The 19963-nt window shown below is 49.0% G+C and carries 23 protein-coding genes and 1 pseudogene; 2 read left to right on the top strand and 22 right to left on the bottom strand.

Going from position 1 to position 19963, the window contains the following annotated elements; genetic code table 11:
* The 22 genes and pseudogenes from ACILRN_RS07345 to motA all read right to left on the bottom strand — a co-directional run.
* Positions 1-643: pseudogene (locus ACILRN_RS07345) on the bottom strand (hypothetical protein); the annotation flags it as partial.
* Positions 644-645: 2 nt separating this feature from the next.
* Positions 646-1836, bottom strand: coding sequence for a MotB family protein (locus ACILRN_RS07340; RefSeq protein ID WP_395686932.1), 1191 nt, complete (start codon positions 1834-1836; stop codon positions 646-648).
* Positions 1823-2458: a hypothetical protein gene (locus tag ACILRN_RS07335; protein WP_395686930.1), complete on the bottom strand. Its 636-nt coding sequence runs from the start codon at positions 2456-2458 to the stop codon at positions 1823-1825. The genes ACILRN_RS07340 and ACILRN_RS07335 overlap by 14 nt, the downstream gene beginning before the upstream one ends.
* On the bottom strand, positions 2455-4140 hold the full coding sequence (gene fliF / locus ACILRN_RS07330) for a flagellar basal-body MS-ring/collar protein FliF (protein WP_395686928.1): 1686 nt from the start codon (positions 4138-4140) through the stop codon (positions 2455-2457). Before fliF ends, ACILRN_RS07335 begins: the two co-directional genes overlap by 4 nt.
* 79 nt (positions 4141-4219) lie before the next feature.
* Positions 4220-5146: a flagellin gene (locus ACILRN_RS07325; RefSeq protein ID WP_395686926.1), complete on the bottom strand. Its 927-nt coding sequence runs from the start codon at positions 5144-5146 to the stop codon at positions 4220-4222.
* 225 nt (positions 5147-5371) lie between these two features.
* The gene (locus ACILRN_RS07320; protein ID WP_395686924.1) at positions 5372-6298 is read right to left on the bottom strand and encodes a flagellin; all 927 of its coding nucleotides are present in this window, start codon (positions 6296-6298) and stop codon (positions 5372-5374) included.
* A 201-nt stretch (positions 6299-6499) separates the two neighbouring features.
* Positions 6500-7423, bottom strand: a complete 924-nt coding sequence (locus ACILRN_RS07315; protein ID WP_395686922.1) for a flagellin — start codon at positions 7421-7423, stop codon at positions 6500-6502.
* Between the two features lie 149 nt (positions 7424-7572).
* A complete protein-coding gene (gene fliP / locus ACILRN_RS07310) occupies positions 7573-8313 on the bottom strand; it encodes a flagellar type III secretion system pore protein FliP (RefSeq protein WP_395686921.1) in 741 nt (246 codons plus the stop codon).
* On the bottom strand, positions 8310-8849 hold the full coding sequence (locus ACILRN_RS07305) for a flagellar basal body-associated FliL family protein (protein ID WP_395686919.1): 540 nt from the start codon (positions 8847-8849) through the stop codon (positions 8310-8312). Before ACILRN_RS07305 ends, fliP begins: the two co-directional genes overlap by 4 nt.
* A 50-nt stretch (positions 8850-8899) precedes the next feature.
* Positions 8900-9607: a flagellar basal body L-ring protein FlgH gene (locus tag ACILRN_RS07300; protein ID WP_395686918.1), complete on the bottom strand. Its 708-nt coding sequence runs from the start codon at positions 9605-9607 to the stop codon at positions 8900-8902.
* Positions 9604-10116 (bottom strand): MotE family protein, encoded by a 513-nt coding sequence (locus ACILRN_RS07295; RefSeq protein ID WP_395686916.1) that lies wholly within the window; start codon positions 10114-10116, stop codon positions 9604-9606. The genes ACILRN_RS07300 and ACILRN_RS07295 overlap by 4 nt, the downstream gene beginning before the upstream one ends.
* Positions 10113-11213, bottom strand: a complete 1101-nt coding sequence (locus ACILRN_RS07290; protein ID WP_395686914.1) for a flagellar basal body P-ring protein FlgI — start codon at positions 11211-11213, stop codon at positions 10113-10115. The genes ACILRN_RS07295 and ACILRN_RS07290 overlap by 4 nt, the downstream gene beginning before the upstream one ends.
* Entirely contained in the window at positions 11210-11686 is a 477-nt protein-coding gene (gene flgA, locus ACILRN_RS07285) for a flagellar basal body P-ring formation chaperone FlgA (protein ID WP_395686912.1), read from the bottom strand. Before flgA ends, ACILRN_RS07290 begins: the two co-directional genes overlap by 4 nt.
* 3 nt (positions 11687-11689) lie before the next feature.
* Positions 11690-12478 (bottom strand): flagellar basal-body rod protein FlgG, encoded by a 789-nt coding sequence (flgG, locus tag ACILRN_RS07280; protein WP_395686911.1) that lies wholly within the window; start codon positions 12476-12478, stop codon positions 11690-11692.
* 9 nt (positions 12479-12487) lie between these two features.
* Positions 12488-12772: a flagellar hook-basal body complex protein FliE gene (locus ACILRN_RS07275; RefSeq protein ID WP_395686936.1), complete on the bottom strand. Its 285-nt coding sequence runs from the start codon at positions 12770-12772 to the stop codon at positions 12488-12490.
* Positions 12773-12806: 34 nt separating this feature from the next.
* The gene (flgC, locus tag ACILRN_RS07270) at positions 12807-13226 is read right to left on the bottom strand and encodes a flagellar basal body rod protein FlgC (protein ID WP_395686909.1); all 420 of its coding nucleotides are present in this window, start codon (positions 13224-13226) and stop codon (positions 12807-12809) included.
* A 1-nt stretch (position 13227) separates the two neighbouring features.
* A complete protein-coding gene (locus tag ACILRN_RS07265) occupies positions 13228-13569 on the bottom strand; it encodes a flagellar basal body protein (RefSeq protein ID WP_395686934.1) in 342 nt (113 codons plus the stop codon).
* A gap of 95 nt (positions 13570-13664) precedes the next feature.
* On the bottom strand, positions 13665-14753 hold the full coding sequence (locus ACILRN_RS07260; protein WP_395686907.1) for a flagellar biosynthesis protein FlhB: 1089 nt from the start codon (positions 14751-14753) through the stop codon (positions 13665-13667).
* Between the two features lie 17 nt (positions 14754-14770).
* Complete coding sequence (locus tag ACILRN_RS07255) at positions 14771-15760, bottom strand: FliG C-terminal domain-containing protein (protein WP_395686906.1); 990 nt, start codon at positions 15758-15760, stop codon at positions 14771-14773.
* 42 nt (positions 15761-15802) lie between these two features.
* A complete protein-coding gene (locus ACILRN_RS07250) occupies positions 15803-16141 on the bottom strand; it encodes a FliM/FliN family flagellar motor switch protein (protein ID WP_395686905.1) in 339 nt (112 codons plus the stop codon).
* Positions 16142-16196: 55 nt separating this feature from the next.
* Positions 16197-16934 (bottom strand): FliM/FliN family flagellar motor switch protein, encoded by a 738-nt coding sequence (locus ACILRN_RS07245; RefSeq protein ID WP_395686904.1) that lies wholly within the window; start codon positions 16932-16934, stop codon positions 16197-16199.
* Between the two features lie 115 nt (positions 16935-17049).
* Positions 17050-17925 (bottom strand): flagellar motor stator protein MotA, encoded by an 876-nt coding sequence (gene motA / locus ACILRN_RS07240; protein WP_395686902.1) that lies wholly within the window; start codon positions 17923-17925, stop codon positions 17050-17052.
* Between the two features lie 129 nt (positions 17926-18054).
* Here motA and ACILRN_RS07235 point away from each other — a divergent pair, with 129 nt between their 5' ends.
* Together ACILRN_RS07235 and flgF are read left to right on the top strand one after the other, a co-directional pair.
* Positions 18055-18837 carry a DUF1217 domain-containing protein gene (locus ACILRN_RS07235; RefSeq protein WP_395686901.1) on the top strand — a complete coding sequence of 261 codons (783 nt, stop codon included), beginning with the start codon at positions 18055-18057 and terminating at the stop codon, positions 18835-18837.
* The gene (flgF, locus tag ACILRN_RS07230) at positions 18837-19565 is read left to right on the top strand and encodes a flagellar basal-body rod protein FlgF (RefSeq protein ID WP_395686899.1); all 729 of its coding nucleotides are present in this window, start codon (positions 18837-18839) and stop codon (positions 19563-19565) included. Before ACILRN_RS07235 ends, flgF begins: the two co-directional genes overlap by 1 nt.
* Positions 19566-19963: the final 398 nt, after the last annotated feature.

Below are 19963 nucleotides of genomic sequence, written 5' to 3'. Positions count from 1 at the left end.
TCCAGAACATATACTCATTACCAGCATCTGCGTGAGCTAAAGTTGATCTTCTCAGCGCGGATTCCTCAATCAGTGTGCCTGGCATCGAAGAAATGGCCACTGAAAGAAAGTATTGATGCGCCGGCGAAGAGAAATCCTGTATTTGAGCTAAAGCAAGTGCTAGACGTCCCCTGAGAGTTGAACTGAGCGAACTCAAATCGATTTGTTTCAGGTGCGTTGCTGCAGCCTCTCGGTCCCCCATCATGAAAAGAGCCGACCCCTCAAGAAGATCATAATCCGAATTCGGAGTATATCGCTCTTCTTCGAAAACGTTTAAAATAGTAGGATCGCCACCGCTAAGGATGTAAGCAGCCGCAGCATCAATCAGTTCACCAGTAAGCGGATACTGCCCATTCCGAATATCGTTTGAGATCTGTCGAATGAGTGTTTGTTGAAGTGGAATAGACTGTGCTTGTCCACTTGTGGCATCATCCTGCAGACGAAGTAGCCGCTCAATTTGACCAATGACAGTAGGTGTCGCTGGAGGATTTGACGGGTCTCGTGAAGCTGAAACGGCTTCGTTCAATGGTTTTTCTGGTGGCAGAGCCCATACAGCGGGAGCTGTAAGACATGTAAAAACCATTGCTAAGATGTGATACAACATACTCAATTGCGACTGATCAGAAGCTCAATACGGCGGTTTTCTGGTGCAAAGGGATCAGATGGGGTACGGGGCTCTCGATCAGCGACACCCTCGATTCGACTGATGCGTTCATCATCGAGTCCTGCGCGGATAAGCATATGGCGTGCAATGTGTGCACGTGCTGTAGACAACTGCCAATTGTCAAAATACTTGTTGCGAAATGGCCGAGAGTCTGTGTGTCCCCGAATAAAGATTTTTCCAGGTCGTGAATTGATCGCTTTAGCAACAGCGGTCACCAGTCTAAGCATATCTGGTTCGGGCTCTGCTGAACCTGTCTTAAACATCTCAAAGTCTGCACTTTCTGTCAGGCTTATCAAGAGTCCATCTGGAGACTGGGTAATCTCCAGCCAGCGACTCAAGTCAGTTGGAGCAGTGCCCAGTTCGCGAGCTATGTCCTTGAGTAGATCGTCCACCTCAGAGTGTTTAACCGGCAGTGGTTTGATGCTTTGCTGTTTATCAGTGTCAAAGCTTGTATCAACCTTGTCCTGTTCAGAAGCTGATTGCCGTTTTATGCCTTCCAATTGCCCCAAAGCTCTATCGCTGCGAGGTATCTGCTCCCCGGACATATTCACTTCATTGCGATTTGATTTGTGAATTGACTTCACATCAGATGATCGTGTCGAATGGATAGGCATGACGTCATTATCCGCTTCAGTTTTCCAGCTCTGTGGATCAAATGGATCACCGAGTCCGGGTTCTGGCGCTGCGGAATACCGGCTGCCTGCTGTGTGATCAGCCTTGATACTTCCCTTCTCATCGACCGTTTTCTGAAGAGTATTAGCCAGTCGATCAAGCAATTTGGGTGGATTGGACATAAGAGCAGACTCTGATTTGAGGTCGCTGGGAGTTGGCGGAGTACCTTGAACATGACTTGGTGTGGCCGGACTACTTTGATTCGTCTCGGTGTCTTGGAGACTTCTCGGTCCAGTCCTTGAGTCCGTAAGTTTTATTGGATTGAAGTAGCTCGCAACTTGCGCTCTCGTTTCCTCGTTTGAGGCATTAATCAGCCACATAACAAGAAAAAATGCCATCATAGCTGTTACAAAATCAGCATAGGCAATTTTCCAAGCGCCACCTTTGCCGGCAGTCATATCATCAACAACACGGCGTCGAACGATCACAATTTCAGGCGCAGAGTGGTCAGATTTCGTCATATACCTGTATGTCTGCCAATAGATCCAACCAGTGCTTCGAATAGTCCTCTAACTGCGTTGCGTGCGTATCAAAAATCATTTGTATAACTGGCGATACAACCATTCGTGTATGAATTCCAAGCTCGGTGAAGGAACGGTCTATTGTATCATGCAGACGTAGTGGTGCTCGTACCTCTAAAATATTGCAAGTAGAGTCACGCAAAGACTGATGCAGAAGACCGATGAGATCATCTGTCACCTTTGTTGTAATGCGCTCAGCTAAGAATGGTGTGAGAATTTGTACAAGCAAACTCTCTATTTGTTCAAAACGGACATTTAACGCATTGGCGAAAAGTTGTGCAAAATTAGCGGTGTTCTCGACTTCAAGTCGACACATGAGGGCCTGCTCCCGCTCTCCAAATGCGAGTCGTTCGCTTTCTCGTTCATCTATCGAAGCCGTCAGACTCATCTCAAGCTCTTTGATACGCGCCTTCAAAAACTCAATTTCATCACGCAATCCGGCAACAAGCGGGTAATTGTCGAACTCGTCAATTGGAGAAACAGGTGTCATCGCAAGATTGTCGAATTGCGACACATCGTTAGAATGCACCCGGTCCTTGAGCCAAGATGCCAGAGATATCACGTTGCTCTCTCTAGCGGCTCATTTAGCCACTGTTTGAGAACCTCTGCGGCTCTCTCTGGATCGAGTTCAACAATCTTTGCGAGCCTATCTTTTGGACTATGAGCGACTTCCCGGGCGAGAGTGTCGAGAACTGGATCTGGAGTACTTCCTCCAAATTGTGAGAGTGAAAGATTGTCAAGCGCGGAACTGGCTATCGACATATCTGCCATTGGCATGCCGGCGGGGTCGCCACCTAATGAAGGTATGGCCGGGCCAGCACCTGACCCAATCCGATATTGATCCGACATGATTGATTTTATTGCTGGACGAAGTCCAAGAAAAACTACGAGAAATGTGACTAGTAGTAGAACCCCGATATTCATTAAGCCTGATGCGTTGGTAGTCAGCCAGTCCATGAACCCTGCTGAGTCATTGGGTAACGTATCATCGGCTATTTCGACAAAACTCACTGCTGAGACCGTAATCGTATCGCCCCTCTCCTCAATCAGGCCTGCAGCGGTACTCGCAAGTACTCGAAGGTCACCCACTCTTGCATTGATTGCCTCATCAGTAACATTCTCACCTAGACTGGAAGCTAGTATCTGCCGATCCACCACAAGCGCAACTGTAACTCGATCGATCGAGTAGCCATCGCTGGTTGTTGAGACGGAGCGCGAGTTGATCTCGTAGTTTGTCAACTCCTCTTTGCGATCGTTTCGCTCATTTGATGTCTCACCAGTTGGATTTGCAGCCTGTTCGACTGGAATATTCTGCTCAACCGTGACACCGGCGTCACTGGTTGCATTCTGCGCTTCACCGCTCTCCTTGATTAGTCGTGTTGATCGTTCAACACGCGAGTTAGGATCAAATGTCGTTTCGCTGATCTGTCGCCTGTCAGTATTCAGCTTGGTTGATACACTTATTTGAAAGTTGCCTAAACCCAGATAAGGAGTCAAAGTACGAATGAGGCGACCCTCTATGTCACGAGACAGATCACGCTCAAGACCAATGAGTTTCTCCGGTGCAGCCGAAGCACTGTCATCAGATGAGGCGAGAAGTCGACCGTCCGCGCTCATAACTGTAACCTGGTCAGGCGACAGCCCTGGTATTGAGGCCGCCACAAGATGACGTATCGCCGATGCTGCGCGCTCACCAGACTCACCATCGCTTCTTATGATAACCGACGCAGTCGGCTTGTCGGCAGTGGCACGAAAACCACTCTCACTGCGCAAAGCAAGATGTACTCTTGCCGCTTTGATCCCATCGATTAACCGAATAGTTTTGGAGAGTTCACCCTCAAGGGCTCGAACTTTTGTTACCTGTTGCATAAATGTTGTCAACCCGAGCGAGCCCAGCTTGTCGAACAGTTCGTAACCAGCGCTGTCGCTGCGTGGCAAACCCTTTTGTGCCAGAAGCATACGCGCTCGTGCTGCTTCGCCAAGATTGACGAGAACCGCGTCTCCTCCAACGTTTACATCGAATCTGATCCCCGCATCATTCAGGGCCGCGCCGATCCGTGTGACATCCTGACTTTCTAGTCCAGCATATAGAACTTCTTGTTGAGGTCGGCTGAGCAGATAGCCACTGATGCCCAGCAGAGCAAAAACGGTCAATCCAGTGATACCGAGCGCCAGTAATCGCCGGGTACCAAGAGTCGACAAACCTGTGCCAAATCTCTGCAGAGCATCGACCAACTGGAACAAACGTACCTCCATCCGCGTAGCAGCGGAACGATCTCATTATTGCAAGAAGCCAGCTCTTAAGAAGTCAGATCGCGACAGCTCAGCCTTTAAAGAGAGCGAGTATGTTCTGGCTGTTCTGATTGGCTATGCTAAGTGACTGGATACCCAGTTGCTGTTGAACCTGTAGGGCCTGCAACTTCGTTGATTCTTCGTTCATGTCGGCATCGACCAGAGCGCCAACCCCGCGCGTAATTGCTGCCATAAGTGAACTTACAAAATCCTGCTGGAGACTGACCCTCTGCTTTACAGCACCTAGACTTGCAGCGGATGTCGTCATTTTGGTAATTGCGAGGTCCACCCATGCAATCATCTGCTCGAGATCAGCAATGTCGCTTTCAGAGTTGCTCAACTGAGTAATATCAAGAGTTGCTACTGAGTAATCCTCACCACCATTTATTGTAGTATCAAGCTCATCCAAAATTCCGGATTGGTCAGCGGCGTCATAAAGTTTGATATCCTCGACGCTCACCGTAATTGTTCCAATCGAGATACCCTCATTTGATCTTGAAAACGAGGCGACGATTGTCTTGGTATTGCTGTATCCAGGCTCTGAAGAATCAACAGATATCCAGTTTTCCCCACTGAAGACTGATGTATTTCCTATACTCGTCAACTGCCGCTGAAGCTCTGTCACCTCTGACTGAATCTTAACGCGGTCAACTCCTGGCTGCCTCGCAGCGACAAGTTTGTTCTTAATTTCCTTTACGGCATCAATTGCGCTTGAAATGCCTGTATACGCGACATCGATTGTTGCCGATCCTAAGCCAAGAGCGTCCTTGACGGTTGAAAGCGCTCCGTTGTCAGAACGCATCGTCGTGGCAATTGACCAGTAGGCGGCATTATCCTCGGCACGGCCAACCCTGAGACCGGTAGAGATTCGTGTCTGTGTCTCATCAAGCTTACGGATCGTTGCAGTAAGATTCTGCAACGCCGTCATTGCTGACCCATTTGTCAATATGCTGGCCATGGCGACATCCTCTTGCCGAAGGCTTATCGGGATGACATTCCGGATCTTGGCCGGCAGGCGGTCGTGGCTTCATGCCCCTGCGCTGGTCAGCGCAGAATCGCCTGCTCGAGGCTATTCCAAACATGGTTAGCGAATGGTTAATCTAGCGATACAGAGCTGATATCGAGAGAGATATGGCATCCGGCCGATAGCCAACCGGATGCTCATCTCTCGCACGTAATTCTATCAACCCCTGAAGAGGGAGAGAATCTGCTGGCTGTTCTGATTGGCAATACTCAAAGCTTGAACTCCCAGCTGCTGCTGAACCTGGAGAGCCTGAAGTTTTGTTGACTCCTCATTCATATCGGCATCTACGAGAGTGCCGATGCCACGAGAAATGGCATCCATAAGAGAGCTTACGAACTCCTTCTGCATGTTTGTTCGTTGCTTAACGGCACCTAGATTGCTTGCAGCCGTTGTCATCTTGCCAATACCCTCGTCCACCCACGAGATCATCTGTTCAAGATCCTGAAGGTCATCATTTGTGTCCGTGATTGTTGAAATATCTAATGACAAGATGGAGTAGTCTTCGTTGCCATTGTCAGTTGTATCTTCGCTATCAAGAATTCCTGACTGATCGTCAGAGTCAATCAATTCAGTCGTTGTTATATCAACTGAAATAGTTCCGATGGTTACCTCCCCATTGGCCCTGGAGAAGGAAGCGACAATCGTTTTAGAGGCATTGTAATTTGGCTGTCCTGAGTCAACTGATAACCAGTTTTCACCCGAAAAGATTGAGGAATCTGCAACACTCCGCAGTTGGTTTTGCAGTTCCAGGATCTCTGTCTGCACCTTGTCTCTATCTATACCTGGTTGCCGCGCTGCAACTAACTTGTTTTTGATTTCCTTGGTGACATCAATGGCCTTGTTCAGGCCGGTATATGCCACATCAAGTGTCGCCGCCCCCAGTCCCAGAGCGTCTTTCACGGTCGAGAGAGCACCATTATCCGAGCGCATGGTAGTGGCAATAGACCAATAGGCTGCGTTGTTCTCAGCATCTGCAACGCGGAATCCAGTCGATATTCTTGCCTGTGTGATCGAAAGTTGTCTGTTGGTTGAACCGAGACTCTGCAATGCTGTCATTGCAGACGTATTAGTCATGATACTGGCCATGAGGCGCGTGTCCCTAAAACTCATTACAAACAGGATGATCCGGTAAAAAGACCCGGCAGAATGGAGTGGGCATCATGCCTTAGCGGGGTTTGCCCGCTTCCATCGCGAGCCAGTAAGGTAAACATGCTAGAGTTTTTTTTGTATTAAAAAAGACGCGATAGCCAAGTCTGACTGTCGCGTCCCTGTTATCTGTTGAGTCCTCTATCTAAAGAGCGACAGAACCATCTGACTGTTCTGATTGGCAATACTAAGTGCTTGAATACCCAACTGCTGCTGAACCTGAAGAGCTTGCAACTTTGTAGACTCCTCATTCATATCGGCGTCGACCAGTGCACCGACCCCCTGATCAATGGCAACCATAAGCGCAGAGACAAAGTCAGCCTGGAGCTTTGTCCGTTGCTTAATTGCGCCCAGATTACTTGCTGCTGTTGTCATGCTGCCGATTGCCTGATCAACGAACCCAATCATCTGCTCCAGATCGGCAAGATCATTGTCTGTATCGGTATACTCTGAAATATCGAGGTTGAATACTGAGTAGGCCTCGGCACTATTCTCAGTTGTGTCTTCGGTGTCCAGAATTCCCGACTGATCATCTGCGTCAAAGAGCTTCACACTGTCAATGTCAATTGAAATCGTTCCAACTGACACCTCACCGCCGCTTCTTGAAAAAGAGGCGATCATAGTCTTGGTAACATTGAAGGTTGCAGCGCCGGAATCAACCGAAAGCCAGTTTTCGCCTGAAAACACGGAAGAGTCGGAGATGCTCTTCAATTGATTCTGTAGTTCGGTGATTTCAGATTGTACCTTTTGGCGGTCTACTCCAGGCTGTCTTGCTGCGATCAACTTGTTTTTTATTTCCTTCGTAACATCTATTGCGCTGTTCATTCCGGTATAGGCAACGTCAATAGTCGCTGCGCCCAGCCCCAGTGCGTCCTTGATGGTGGAAAGGGCACCTCGGTCTGACTTCATGGTCGTCGCAATCGACCAGTAGGCCGCATTATCTTCCGCGCTACTGACGCGATAACCCGTTGATATCCGCGATTGAGTCTGACTTAAGGTCCTATTGGTATTGGTAAGACTCTGAAGGGCAGTCATTGCTGCCTGGTTGGTCATGATGCTAGTCATAGGTCGAGTGTCCCCTTACCCATATGCGACAAACTGTTTATGATTCCGGGCTCAGCCGGACGGACGAATTTGCGTCATGCTGGAGGGCGAGCCTCCCCGTCGTCAAAAAAGCTATCTCGAACTTGCTACTGTGCCACTAAGGGAAGCGGTTAAAAGACAGTAAAGGAGCTCATCAGACTTCCAGCGAGCAGATGCCAGCCGTCAATAAGGACAAAAAATAGAATCTTGAACGGTAGAGAAATGATGGTAGGCGGCAGCATCATCATGCCCATTGACATTGTTAGAATGGCTACAATCAGGTCTATGACGAGAAACGGGAGTATGATCAGAAATCCTATCTCAAAACCTCTCCGAAGTTCCGATATCATAAAAGCTGGAACCAAGACCCTTAAATCCGCCGCTGCGTCTTGATCCATAACAATTTTTTGCCTCTGGGCGACGTTTTCAAAGAGCGCCAGGTCCTTTTCACGGACGTTCTTCAGCATGAAGTCTCGAAATGGACTGGTGATACGGGTGTATGCTTCTTGATCAGTTATTTGCCTGGCGAGATAAGGATCCAGTCCCTCTGACTTCGCCTTTTCAAACACCGGTGCCATGATAAAGAAAGTCAGGAACAATGCTAGAGAGACCATCACAAGATTTGCCGGTGTACTCTGCAATCCCAGACCGGATCTCAAGAATGACAAGGCGATAATTATTCGAGTAAAGCTCGTTACCATGATCAGAAGACCTGGCGCAATCGACAGGACAGTGAGAAGAATGACTAGCTGAATGATTCGACCCGATGCCGAAGCCACATCGGCCGGCATCAACTCTCCCAAGTCAGGTATCTGCGCTAATGCTGGCAGAGGAAACAGTACAAATATGCAAAAAAAAGCGATTCGCTTCATTCAACAATAAAGCCATGAATTAGAACTCTACTCACATCACCATGTGATAGAACTTGCACGGTTTCATTCAGATCATCTCGCAGAGCAAGAAAACCTGACGGCCCTGATATATGATCGAGTTCGACTGTGCGGAGATAGGCCAGAATGTGCTCTCCTGTCTCTTCCGCCAGGTTTTCTGGAGGTTGCTCTGTGTCGGATCGAACTGCAATTGATCCCTCCAGACGGATCCACTTACCATTCGGCCGTGCGAGCGTAGTCACTATAGGTGGCAGACTAACAAGCCGGTCGTGAACCGCATTCTGTCTGTTCGAGAAATTTGAAAGTGTGGCGGAAGATGACAGCTCTGCTGCTACTGATTGAGAGTCAGCAGAAGAAACAGAAGTCATGATTTTTTTGAGTGGGTTAGCTTCCTTGTCATCTGACAAAAGATCCGTCGGAACCACAGATTCTGGTGATTTTTCTAATAGTACGCCTACTGCATAACCCGCACCTGCACCAATGACTGTCAAAACTGCAAAGATGACTGCTGTCATCATTGCCCCATCCCTGCGCTCTATACCATCGCTTGCCACTTGTATTCACGCCCCTAGAACGGAGAAACCCGATCCCAAAGCTGTTGACCCCAACCTGGTTGTTGGACTTCACTGATACGGCCACGGCCACCATAAGAAATCCGGGCTTCTGCAATCTTCTCGTAAGAAATTGAGTTGCCGGGTGAGATGTCTACTGGCCGGACCACACCAGAAACATGCAAGGCCCTCTGTTCAAAATTGACTGCGACCTCCTGACTTCCTTCTATCAACAAATAGCCATTTGGCAGAACGCGTGTGACCATCGCCGCAACGGCAATCTCGATCGTTTCTGATCTTGCTGTCGTTCCCTGACCTGCGCTGCTCGTATTGGAGTCAACATTTGCGGACCCATTCACATCAGCCTCAACAACGCCCATCACGTCATAGTTCAACCCCAGTGCCCCGTCCGCAAACGAGCGCCGATTGCGGTTCGACGTACTGTTAAGAGTTGCCTTATCGTTGATCGAAATCATCACAGTGAGAAGATCGCCTTGCCGACTTGCACGTGCATCCCGAAAGTAGTCAGCGTAGCCACCGACCCAGTTCTTTGAGGTTACCGCCAACCCCTCAACTTCTGAAACAGATGGTTGATCGGCGGCGGTTCCAAGAGTCTCCCCTATTGATGAGAGTGGTGGCGACACTCCAAAATCGGAGATATCAGCTGAGCATCCAGTAAGTGCAAGAATTATGGGAACGAGACAGCTTAAACGATATATTCTCATTCTGAACTGTCCGATATGGAAGGTACCGCAGCCAGGAGTCTAACAACCTTGGCAGCAAAAGCTGGTTTTATCTCATCCAGTATTGCGCTAGCCTGACGTGGCTTAAGTTGCCGAATTATCGACGATGCAAGGTAGACGTCAGTCTCCTCCAGTTGTGTGGCAGCGATTGCAGGTTCCATTCCAGCATAAATGTCAACGATCTCTTTTTTTGCGAGAAGCCTGAGATCGTCGCGTTTCTTCACCAGAGCTTCAAGCGAAATTTGCGCACTCTCAAGCTCTTTCAGCTTTATACCAATTCGCTCCTCAAGCGCTGTGAGTGACTGTGCCAGTTGTGCCTGTCGTTGTTCACTTGCCTGATCTATGACAACGGCGCAGTAGTCCTGTATGATCGTCTCGGTAGATGGGGATTGAGTCGCAACTGGTTCTTCAGAAGAGAACACAGCAGAAGAGTGGCTTGTCATGATTAGGCCAATCAGCATCGTCGTAGAGCACTTCTTGACATAAATCATTGGATGACCAGATCTGCTTGCAAGGCACCCGCGGTCTTGATTGCTTGAAGAATGGCTATGATTCCAGTCGGTTTAAGTCCAATTCGATTTAAACCGTGTACCAGCCGCTCAAGGCTTGGTCCGGATAGAAAAGCAACTTTGTCGCCAGACTGTTCGGCAGAGATGTCGGTCGATGGTTGCAGCGCTGTCAATCCGTCTGAAAAGGGTAAAGGTTGAACAATCTCGGGCATTTCAGTAACACGGATGGTGATATTTCCATGTGCGACCGCAACTGGCGAAACCCGCACTTTTGAACCAATTACGATCGTGCCAGTTTTTTCGTCAATTACTACTCTTGCCGGCGCATCAGGGGTTATACTCAGGTTGCCGACGACAGCCATAAGCTTTGATGCCGTCATCGACCCCGGTCTTTTCACGGATACAGTACGAAAATCTTCAGCTTGAGCAATAGCTTTACCGTAGGCGTTGCTTGCATGCCGATTAATTACTTCTGCTATTTTTGTTGCAGTTGCAAAATCTGGATTTCTTATCTTTAGTGAAAGAACATCCGCTTTGTTAAAACCCGCAGTTAGTTCACGCTCGACAAAAGCGCCGCCTGGAATACGGCCTCCCGTTGGTGTGCCTTCAGTTAGTTGCTCTGCCTGACCCGAGGCTGACAGACCTGTGACAGAAATCGTACCCTGAGCCACGGCATATGCATTTCCATCGGCGGCTGAAAGCGGAGTCAACACAAGCGTTCCTCCCTGAAGTGATGTTGCGTCACCAAGTGACGACACGGTCACGTCAATTCGTTCGCCTGCGGAAACAAAGGGTGGTAATCTCGCTGTTACGACAACTGCAGCAATATTCCGGGCTCGAACAGATCCCTGTGGTACGGCGACGCCAAACCTTAGCAGCATAGACCTCGTTGATTGTTCGGTGAAAAGCGAGTTTCTCATAGTATCGCCGGTGCCGGCCAGTCCAAGAACCAAACCATAGCCAACGAGCTGGTTTTCGCGTATTCCCTGTATATCCGTAATATCTTTTATTCGAGATGCGGCGATGGCCAATGAGTAAGTAAAAAAATACACAATTATCACACCAACTACTTTTATCATTGACTCACAACCGATAGACTGCCGTCCTTTAATATCTGTACCTGTATGACAGCTCCAGTTGCTGTAGCACGCGCATCAATTATATCTCCAGCTGAGCCGTCTCGAAGTGCGGTAACGGGAGTAGAAATTGAAAACCCGTCTTCCTGATAAACTGCATTTGCCAATTGACCTTTACGCACCAGTAGAGGAACTGTGAGAGATGTCAGAGGTATAGGCCTTCCAGCAACAAGGCGACGACGGGATTGCTTCCCGACCACTTCTGATGAATCAAGCGCTATTCCGCTGATTGATCTCGATGTTGTCTGAAATTGCCGTGATGTGAGCAGATCCGATGTAATCAGATCACCAGCATAGATCGTCGAAATTGGAACAGGCAATGATCGGATTTTTACCTCAGCCTGATCTGCAAGCGCCTGAATTGCGATGATCGATGAGGATAGAACGATAGCAGCGATACATCTAAGGCACCCCATCGACTAACGGATACCTTTGCTTACAACACCTGCCATATCATCTGCAGCCTGAATAACTTTGGAATTCATTTCATAAGCTCTTTGCGCTGATATCAGTTCTGTTATCTCCCGAACTGGGTCTACATTGGAATTCTCCAAGTAACCTTGCTGGATGCGCCCAAATGAAATACTACCAGGCAGGCCAGATACTGCAGCTCCTGATGCTTCCGTTGCCTGAAATAGATTGCCTCCCAGTGCATTCAACCCAGCTGGATTCATGAAGTTTGCAAGTGTCAGCTGGCCAATGGCTAGTGGATCAGCCTGACCCTCAAGGGTGGCGAAGATCTCTCCTGCCTGTGTAACCTCGAGCGCCGTTGTTCCAGCTGGAACTGCCATGGCGGGCTCCAGGGGATAACCATCGCCGGTTACGATCTGTCCTGTCGAATCAATGTTAAAGGAACCAGATCTTGTATATACGGTCTCCCCATTTGGACCCTGAACCGCAAACCAGCCAGATCCATTGATGGCGAGATCGAGTTGGTTTCCTGTTTCCGCCAGCGGGCCCTGTATGTTGATCAAACGTATTGCCGAGAGACGTGTTCCAAGGCCAAGCTGAGCCCCTTCTGGAACCATCTGGTCTGCTGCCTGCGATGGTATTCCCTGCATGCGCTCAACCTGATACAGGAGGTCCGTGAACTCCGCCGTGCTGCGTTTGTATCCAGTCGTATTGATGTTGGCGATATTGTTGGCAATGACCTCAACATTCAGTTGCTGGGCGGCCATTCCAGTGGCGGCAATCGAGAGTGCACGCATCGAAAACTCCTATATCTGCATTCGACTTATCTCGAGATAGGCGCTCACTGCCTTGTCCCGGACAGCAAGAGCAGTTTGAAATGTTCGCTCGGCTGCCATGACTTTATCCACGACTGTCTGGAGTTGCATGTCTCCCTGAATGGCTGAAAGTGCGGCTGCCTCGCCGGATCTCATTGAGGTCGACGTGTTTGACGCAAGCCTCTCCAGCAGTCCTGCGAAAGATGTCCCAGTCTCTGATGTCTGTGCAGCTCCTTGCGATACACCTTGTATAGAGGAGAGTGCCGGAGTCGGCATATTCAAGTGGCCTGTGGAAGAAATCACCATCACCTTACCCACTCTTCAACAAATCAACTATCATCGAACTCATTTCCCGTGCTTGTCGGATCATCTGCAGATTTGCCTCATACGATCGTGAGGCCTCCCGCATATCTGCCATTTCTACCATCATCTCCACATTGGGAAGCTTAACATAACCGTGGCTATCCGCTGCAGGATGTCCCGGGGAATACTCAGTTTTAAATTCACGTTGGTCGCGAATGACTTCGTCAACACTAACAATGTGGGCGCCGGTTAATTCGTCAAGCGACTGCGTAAAAGTTACCATCTTGCGCCGATAGGGATCTCCTGAAGCTGACGTAGCAGTCGAATCTATATTTGCGAGATTTTCTGCAACTACTTTTAGTCGGAATGATTGGCTTTGGAGGCCAGATGCAGCAGTGCGCATGACAGCAGCGAGAGGGTCTGTCATTCTAGACCTTTACCGCAGAAAGATACATTCGGTGAAACGTCCGCAGAACCCCTGCGTCAACACTCATCATTCTGTTTGCTGAACTGGCTGCCATAAGTTCAACCTCCAAGGATACGTTATTTCCAGAGAGTGATGATGCCCAACTTGTACCTGATGTTGGTGATGCTGCCTCAGTATCAGCCGGTCCTAAAGCCATATGCCGGATTGATGTTGCTGTTAACTGAAGACCCTTATCCTGTAAGCTAGCCTCAAATGGACTAATTGACTGGGCTCTGTAACCAGGTGTGTCCGCATTTGCAATATTCGCCGCCGTCAAAGCTTGCCGCTCTGAAAGCCACGTCATATGGCGCGATGTGACGTCAAATAGGTACACGTAAAGAGCCCAAGCCGGAGACCTCTCCCTATATCTCGAGAACCTTGTCTCGACCTTGTACTGCGTTAATTTAGCTGCGTTCGAGCCTGCAAACGGCCAGTTCTATTGAGATAGAGTATGATTTCTGCCACCGCATGATAAAACTCCGGTGGTATTTGTTCATCGAGGTCAACTTGTTCATAAAGACCGCGAGCCAACGGCTTATTCTCGATCATTGGAATATTTGAGGCGTCAGCTTTTTCGCGAATTTTCACTGCCATATAGTCAATGCCTTTGGCGACAACAGTCGGCGCTCCACCATCTTCCCGGACATAGCGCAGTGCGATCGCGTAGTGGGTAGGATTTGTGATGACGACGCTGGCGGATGGCACTTTCTCCAACATTCGCTTGGACGCTCTTTGGCGCCAGATGCTGCGAATGCGCGCTTTTAATAATGGATCACCTTCAGCTTGCTTCATCTCATCTCTCACCTCCTGGAAGGTCATTCTGAGTTCTTGGTGCCAACGATGGCGAGCCCAGACCAGGTCTCCTATTGCAAGAGCTGCAGCGAAACAAAAGACTGACATAATTATGTGACGCGCCTCAACTCGTAGCATCTCTGGGATATAGATAGGATCAAGACCCATTGCTGAGACAAAAACAGGCAGTGTCTTCTCAAATAAGAACCAGAGGATGGTCATGACCCCGAGAAGCTTTAGCGATGACTTGATAAATTCGATCTGGCCAGCGCGTCCAAACAGTCGTTGCCATCCGGCGATCAGGGAAACACGCGTTAAATTTGGCTGGAGACGTTGTCCTGCCAGTGTTGGTGTGTTCTGGAGAACGGTTGCCAATATGCTTCCACCTGAGACCAGCAGCATTATGAGCAAAACTGGCATGATGAGTTCCAACAGGAGGGAAACCATGATCGCGACTGCAGCTTCACGATCGTCAAGCCTTAGCACGCCAGCTGTCCCAAGAACCGCCTTGAGACTATTTGAAATCGTGGACATCGCATATGGGCCAAGCATTAGAATGGCGCATAGAATGCCGCCCATTGAACCCATCAAAGTCATATCACGGGCAACTGGGATATTGCCTTTTTCGCGAGCGTCTGTGAGTCGCTTCTCTGTTGGGTCTTCAGTCTTACTTTCCTGGTCCTGCTGTTCAGTCAAATGCCCACACACCCATATCAGAGGGAAGTTGGATCATCATCTGGAAGGCTAATATCACCTCGTTGCGCCATTTCGAGTACCTGAGCCGCGATCGCGCTTCTAGCAAGATCCCCTTCCTTTGTCTTTATTCCCTTATCCGCAGTCAGCTCAGTCTCCACCATTCGTCTGGCTCGAGCGCCAAGAGACGCGAGAACTGTCTCTTTCAGGGATGGATCCATACCCTTCAATGCGACGACAATCTGATCATGTTGAAGTTTGTCGAAAACTGTCAGCCTTGACTCCTGCGATAACCTCCCGATATCCTCAAATGAGAAAATCAACTTCTTCAGTTTTACAGCCTCTTCAGGCTTCCAAGCTGCGACCCCTGCGAGTATTGTCGCGCACGTCTCTCGATCGAGTCGGTTCAGCATTGTTGCCAGTCGATTACGACCGTCATTCTCCAGACCCGACTCTGCTTTCATGAGCAGGGTCATATCAATGACTGCTTCCACTATTTCGGCTACACTGTCGTCAACAGCCTGAACCTTCAGTAGTCGCCTGGCCACCGTAATGCGAAAGTCACCTGGCAGCATTGATAGACACCGGGCGGCAAACTCAGAGTCCAGTTTTGACAAGATGTAGGCGATCGTCTGGGGGTGTTCATCCAGAAGATATGGCACCAAGACATTCTCCATGCCCGCCTCAAATTTCTTCCAGATTGACTGCCCAGTCTGCATCACTTGAGATCCGAGCATTCTTGATAGTTCTCCAGGCGAAAATGCGCGCTCGACCAGAGTTCTTACCGCATCAAAATCTGTGCCTATACCCAGTGCCTTTGCAAAATGTGCCGCAAAGTCATCGACAAGATGGTCGAGATCATGCTTGTCTACTCGTCCGAGGGACGCGGCTGAGTTCATGATCGCCTTGACTTCAGCAGAATCAAACTTCTGAAGCAACTGTGTACCCAGCTTCTCACCAAGCGCCAGGAGAAGAATCGCAACTTTCTCTCGACCTGTGCGCTCCCGCATTGAAGAAGACTGCTGACTATCCGTAAGAGCCACTCATCGACCTTATGATGCTGTTTCAGCACCGACTATATGACGAATTGTGAGTCCCAGCCGCCCTTCAGACTCATCTACCACAAAGAGATCACCCCGAGCTATCTCACGGCCATTCACAAGCATTCTTGCTGGAGCTCCAAGCTTTTCGTTAAGAGTCAGGGTTGATCCAGTGGTCAGTTGACTCACCTGTGAAAGCGGAAGCTGTGCTGTGCCAATTACGATCTGAACTGTAACTGGAATACGAGCTATAGCACTACTGAGTGACGTTCTAGATGAAAGGGAATGGTCAATCGTCTCGTCACTAGGCGTTAGTTCTGGGATTTGAGCCCCAAGAGTCGGATTGGTCATTTTGTTTGCCTATACAATTTGAATAAATCGTAAAATGTCTGTTTCAATACGCCGTCTAGACTGAGGTCGATGAAATCAATACAGCTAAGCGATCTCCCTGCCGCGCAAGTGTACCCCTGAAAGAAGCGACAGATCCGCATGCTATTGTCAGGGGACTGGTGACTGTCGATGTAAGTTGTAGGCAATGACCTTCTTGCAATTTCTCAATATCCTCAAGACAAAAAGTCTCTGCCTTGAGAGTGACTGTCAGATCGACTTCTGACTTGTTCAACTCATTCTGAATGTCCTGCCTTGGTTCATCTGTATCTAACACAAACGGGTCAATGTTATCTTCAATCAACTGCTGCCGAAAATCTTTTGTTGCAAACGTAAGGCATATTTCACCGCTGTAAGTGTAGATGTTGATCACATATCTGATTTGCGTGAGATCACTTGAGTCCTCTGCAATCATCTGCGCTTCTTTATCTCTAAAAACATTGAAACGTCGCGAGAATTGGTTTGTCAACTCAGTCGTGATTTCGTTTCCGAGCACTGTGGCTATGTGATCAACAAGCGCATTTTCAATAGCTGAAACTGGTCGTTCTGTAAAAATAAAAGGGGACTCCATTCCGGTACCACCCAGAGCTGACTCTGTAATTGCCGCAATCGCCTGACGATCAAAGTGGATTTGCAGTGTCAGTGATCCCAAATCAGATTCTACACGAACATGCCGGCATAAACCATCGTCCTGCAGAGCTGCGAGGTCCTCGATGCGATCCAGCACAACTGACCAACCGGTGGAGCGAATGTACATGAGGGACCTCTGGCATGCCTCCGCAATTTTTGAAGCAAGCGTTTGCACACTTGATAACCCTGAAAGTACTGGGGGTCTGGGTGGTCTGAAGAAGCTTCCATCGAGCTGCCGCATTTCAAGCGACCTTTACGTCGTTAGCGCCAGCGTTCATCGTTTCCTGTTCGACCTCGGAAATACTGGGTCTCTCATAGGCCGATATCGTTTTACGGCCATGTTCCAGCGCAACTTGAGGCATAGCGCCATTCATGAAAGCCAGGAGCGTCTGCTTGATGATGACATAAAGACGAACTTTCTTTTCACGCACCGTTTTGACTTTTGTGGCTAGAGGTCCGAAAATACCATACGAAAAAAGTATACCAGCAAAAGTCCCGACCAGGGCGGCACCTATGAGATGGCCCAAGACTTCCGGTGGTTGATCCAGGGCGCCCATTGCCTTGATTACACCTAATACCGCGGCAACAATGCCAAGCGCTGGCAGAGCATCAGCAACGGCTGATAAGGCAAGATAAACCTTCAGCTTATCCCGCTGGATTGTTTGAATCTCTTCGTCCATCAGGGCTTCGATTTCATGAGTGCGGGCGTTCCCGATTATGATTAGCCTACAGAAGTCACAAATGAAGTTGGTCAGATCCTTGTCAGCAAGAATCTTGGGAAAGGCCTTGAATATCTCAGACTCAGCTGGATTATCGACATGGATTTCCATTTCCGTGCGTGTCTTGGTTCTCAATTCCCTCATGAGTGCATAAAGAATGGCTAGTGTATCAAGATAATCTCTTGGCTTTGGTGAAGCTTCCTTTATGGCTTCCATTATACCTTTGAAGGAGTCCTTGACGACCTTCATGGAGTTTGCGACGAAAAATGTACCGATGGCTGACCCTAGGATAATGACATACTCGAAGGGCTGCCACAGAACTGAAATGTGGCCACCCATTGCAGCAAAGCCACCAAGCAGGCAGCCAAATACAATGACCATGCCGATTAGAAAGGTCATATGCTGATACTCTCTACGCTATTGAAGTGTTCTGTAGCTAGTCTTGGCAGCTTGCGTGGACCTGTATGGTAGTCGTTCAGTCTCAGACAAGCCAGATGAGCATATGTATCAATATCTGGACAGAGAGTTATGCTCGGAACAGTATCCAAGTACCAACAAATTACTCAGAATATTGATCGTAGTCTTGCAGTGGTTGCAAGACGTCCCGAGATCAAGAGAGAATCTGATTACTATCTGGCAAATGTACGAAATGTAAAGTCAGTTGACGAGTTCCTGAGGAATGATCGCATCTATAAGTTTGCAATGACTGCCTTTGGATTAAAGGATATGATATTTGGCAAAGCTTTCATGCGTAAGGTTCTTGTTGAAGGAACTGATGGCGAAAAAAGCTTTGCTCTGCAACTTGCGGATCCACGATTCCGGGAATTTGCCGAGACATTCAATTTTGCAAGGTACGGAGCTGCAACGACAGCATTTGACCGGGTACAGCAGGGTACTGTTGATCGTTATATTCGCATTCAGCTTGAATCAGATGCAGGTAAAACAGATGAAGGACTTCGTCTTGCTCTATACTTTCAGAGAAAAGCTTCTGTAGTATCAAGTGTTTATGGACTGATGGCAGATGCAGCGCTCTATAAGGTTGTTCAGACAGCTCTTGGCCTTCCTTCCACCTACTCATCCACAGACATTGACACGCAGGCGACTTATCTTCGGACAAAGATTGATATTGCAGACTTTGCGGACCCGGTGAAACTCGATAATTTTATCACGCGCTTTACTGCAAAGTGGCAGGCTACTCAAGCTCCATCGGGTGTTGATCTCCAGCAGATAAATCTGACTCGGCCCTTGCTGTCGTCTTTTGATAACTCTCTCTTGCTGAGCATGCAGTTGTTGAAATTACCAGGACGCTGATGGACCATCTCTCTCCCATAGGTATTGCAGGGCAAGTTGCATTGATGCGTCGCCTTGATACAGTTGCCAACAATGTCGCGAATGCTGAAACAGCCGGCTTCCGTGCCGAAGGCGTTACATTTTCATCTGTTGTATCAAAGACCCGCCCGTTCGACACTAGCTTTCTTGGTGCTGGCAGATCACATGTCGATCCTCGCAGCGGCAACTTTGTCAAGACGGGTAATCAACTAGATGTCGCAATAAATGGTTCAGCCTTTATGGCGGTCCTTACAGGTCGGGGAATAGCCTATACACGGGACGGCAGAATGCAGATGCTACCTTCCGGTGAGCTTGTGTCTCTTTTGGGACATCCAGTGCTTGATCCCAGTGGCGCTCCCATTTCTTTGGATCCACTTGGCGGTGAAGTGGAGATTTCAAGAGACGGATTCATTCGTCAGGGTGGGCGCAGTCCAGGCTCTATAGGCCTCTTTGATGTTGATTTTAGCCAAGGCTATTCGCGTGATGAAAATTCGGGTCTTATACCCGTTGCTGCCGCACAACCTTTAGAAGACTTCCTTGAAAGTGGCTTTGTGCAGGGGTATTCAGAAGGGTCTAACGTGAATCCGATCACTGAGATTACACGGTTGATTGAACTCCAGCGGATTTTTGAGGCGGTAAACGCCAGTCTTGAGCAGCGTGATGGATCACTACGTGAGACAATCCAGGCTCTGGGTGCGCGCTCGGCGTAGCAGTCTTGAAGGAATTGCGTGACTCATCGCCATTGTCGAGGCTTGCCAGTCGAATTCAGCGAGGCTGCCTGGAACTCCCTTTCGTGCGCCCACTGGGTGAGGTCTGTGCGATTGGGCCGACCATCGTGGATGTCGCGGGGCTGTCAGGCTGGTTGGAACTGGGTTCGTTGATCGAGATTAGGTCAAGGCGCGGCCCTGAACTTGCAGAAGTTGTGAGACTTGATCGTAGCCGTGCGGCTTGTCGTTTATTCAGCTCTTCTGCAACCCTGAACCTTGGCGATCTCGTACATGCGCGTGGACAGCTTGTCTATTTCCCACAAGAGAGTTGGCGGGGACGCATCATAGACGCCCTTGGCCGACCCGTAGATGGCGGAGGAGAGCTCCATCCTGGAGATAAG

The sequence above is a fragment of the Aestuariivirga sp. genome (genome assembly GCF_044238155.1).
Lineage (GTDB): Bacteria > Pseudomonadota > Alphaproteobacteria > Rhizobiales > Aestuariivirgaceae > Aestuariivirga.
This window is presented reverse-complemented; position numbering and strand designations above follow the sequence as displayed.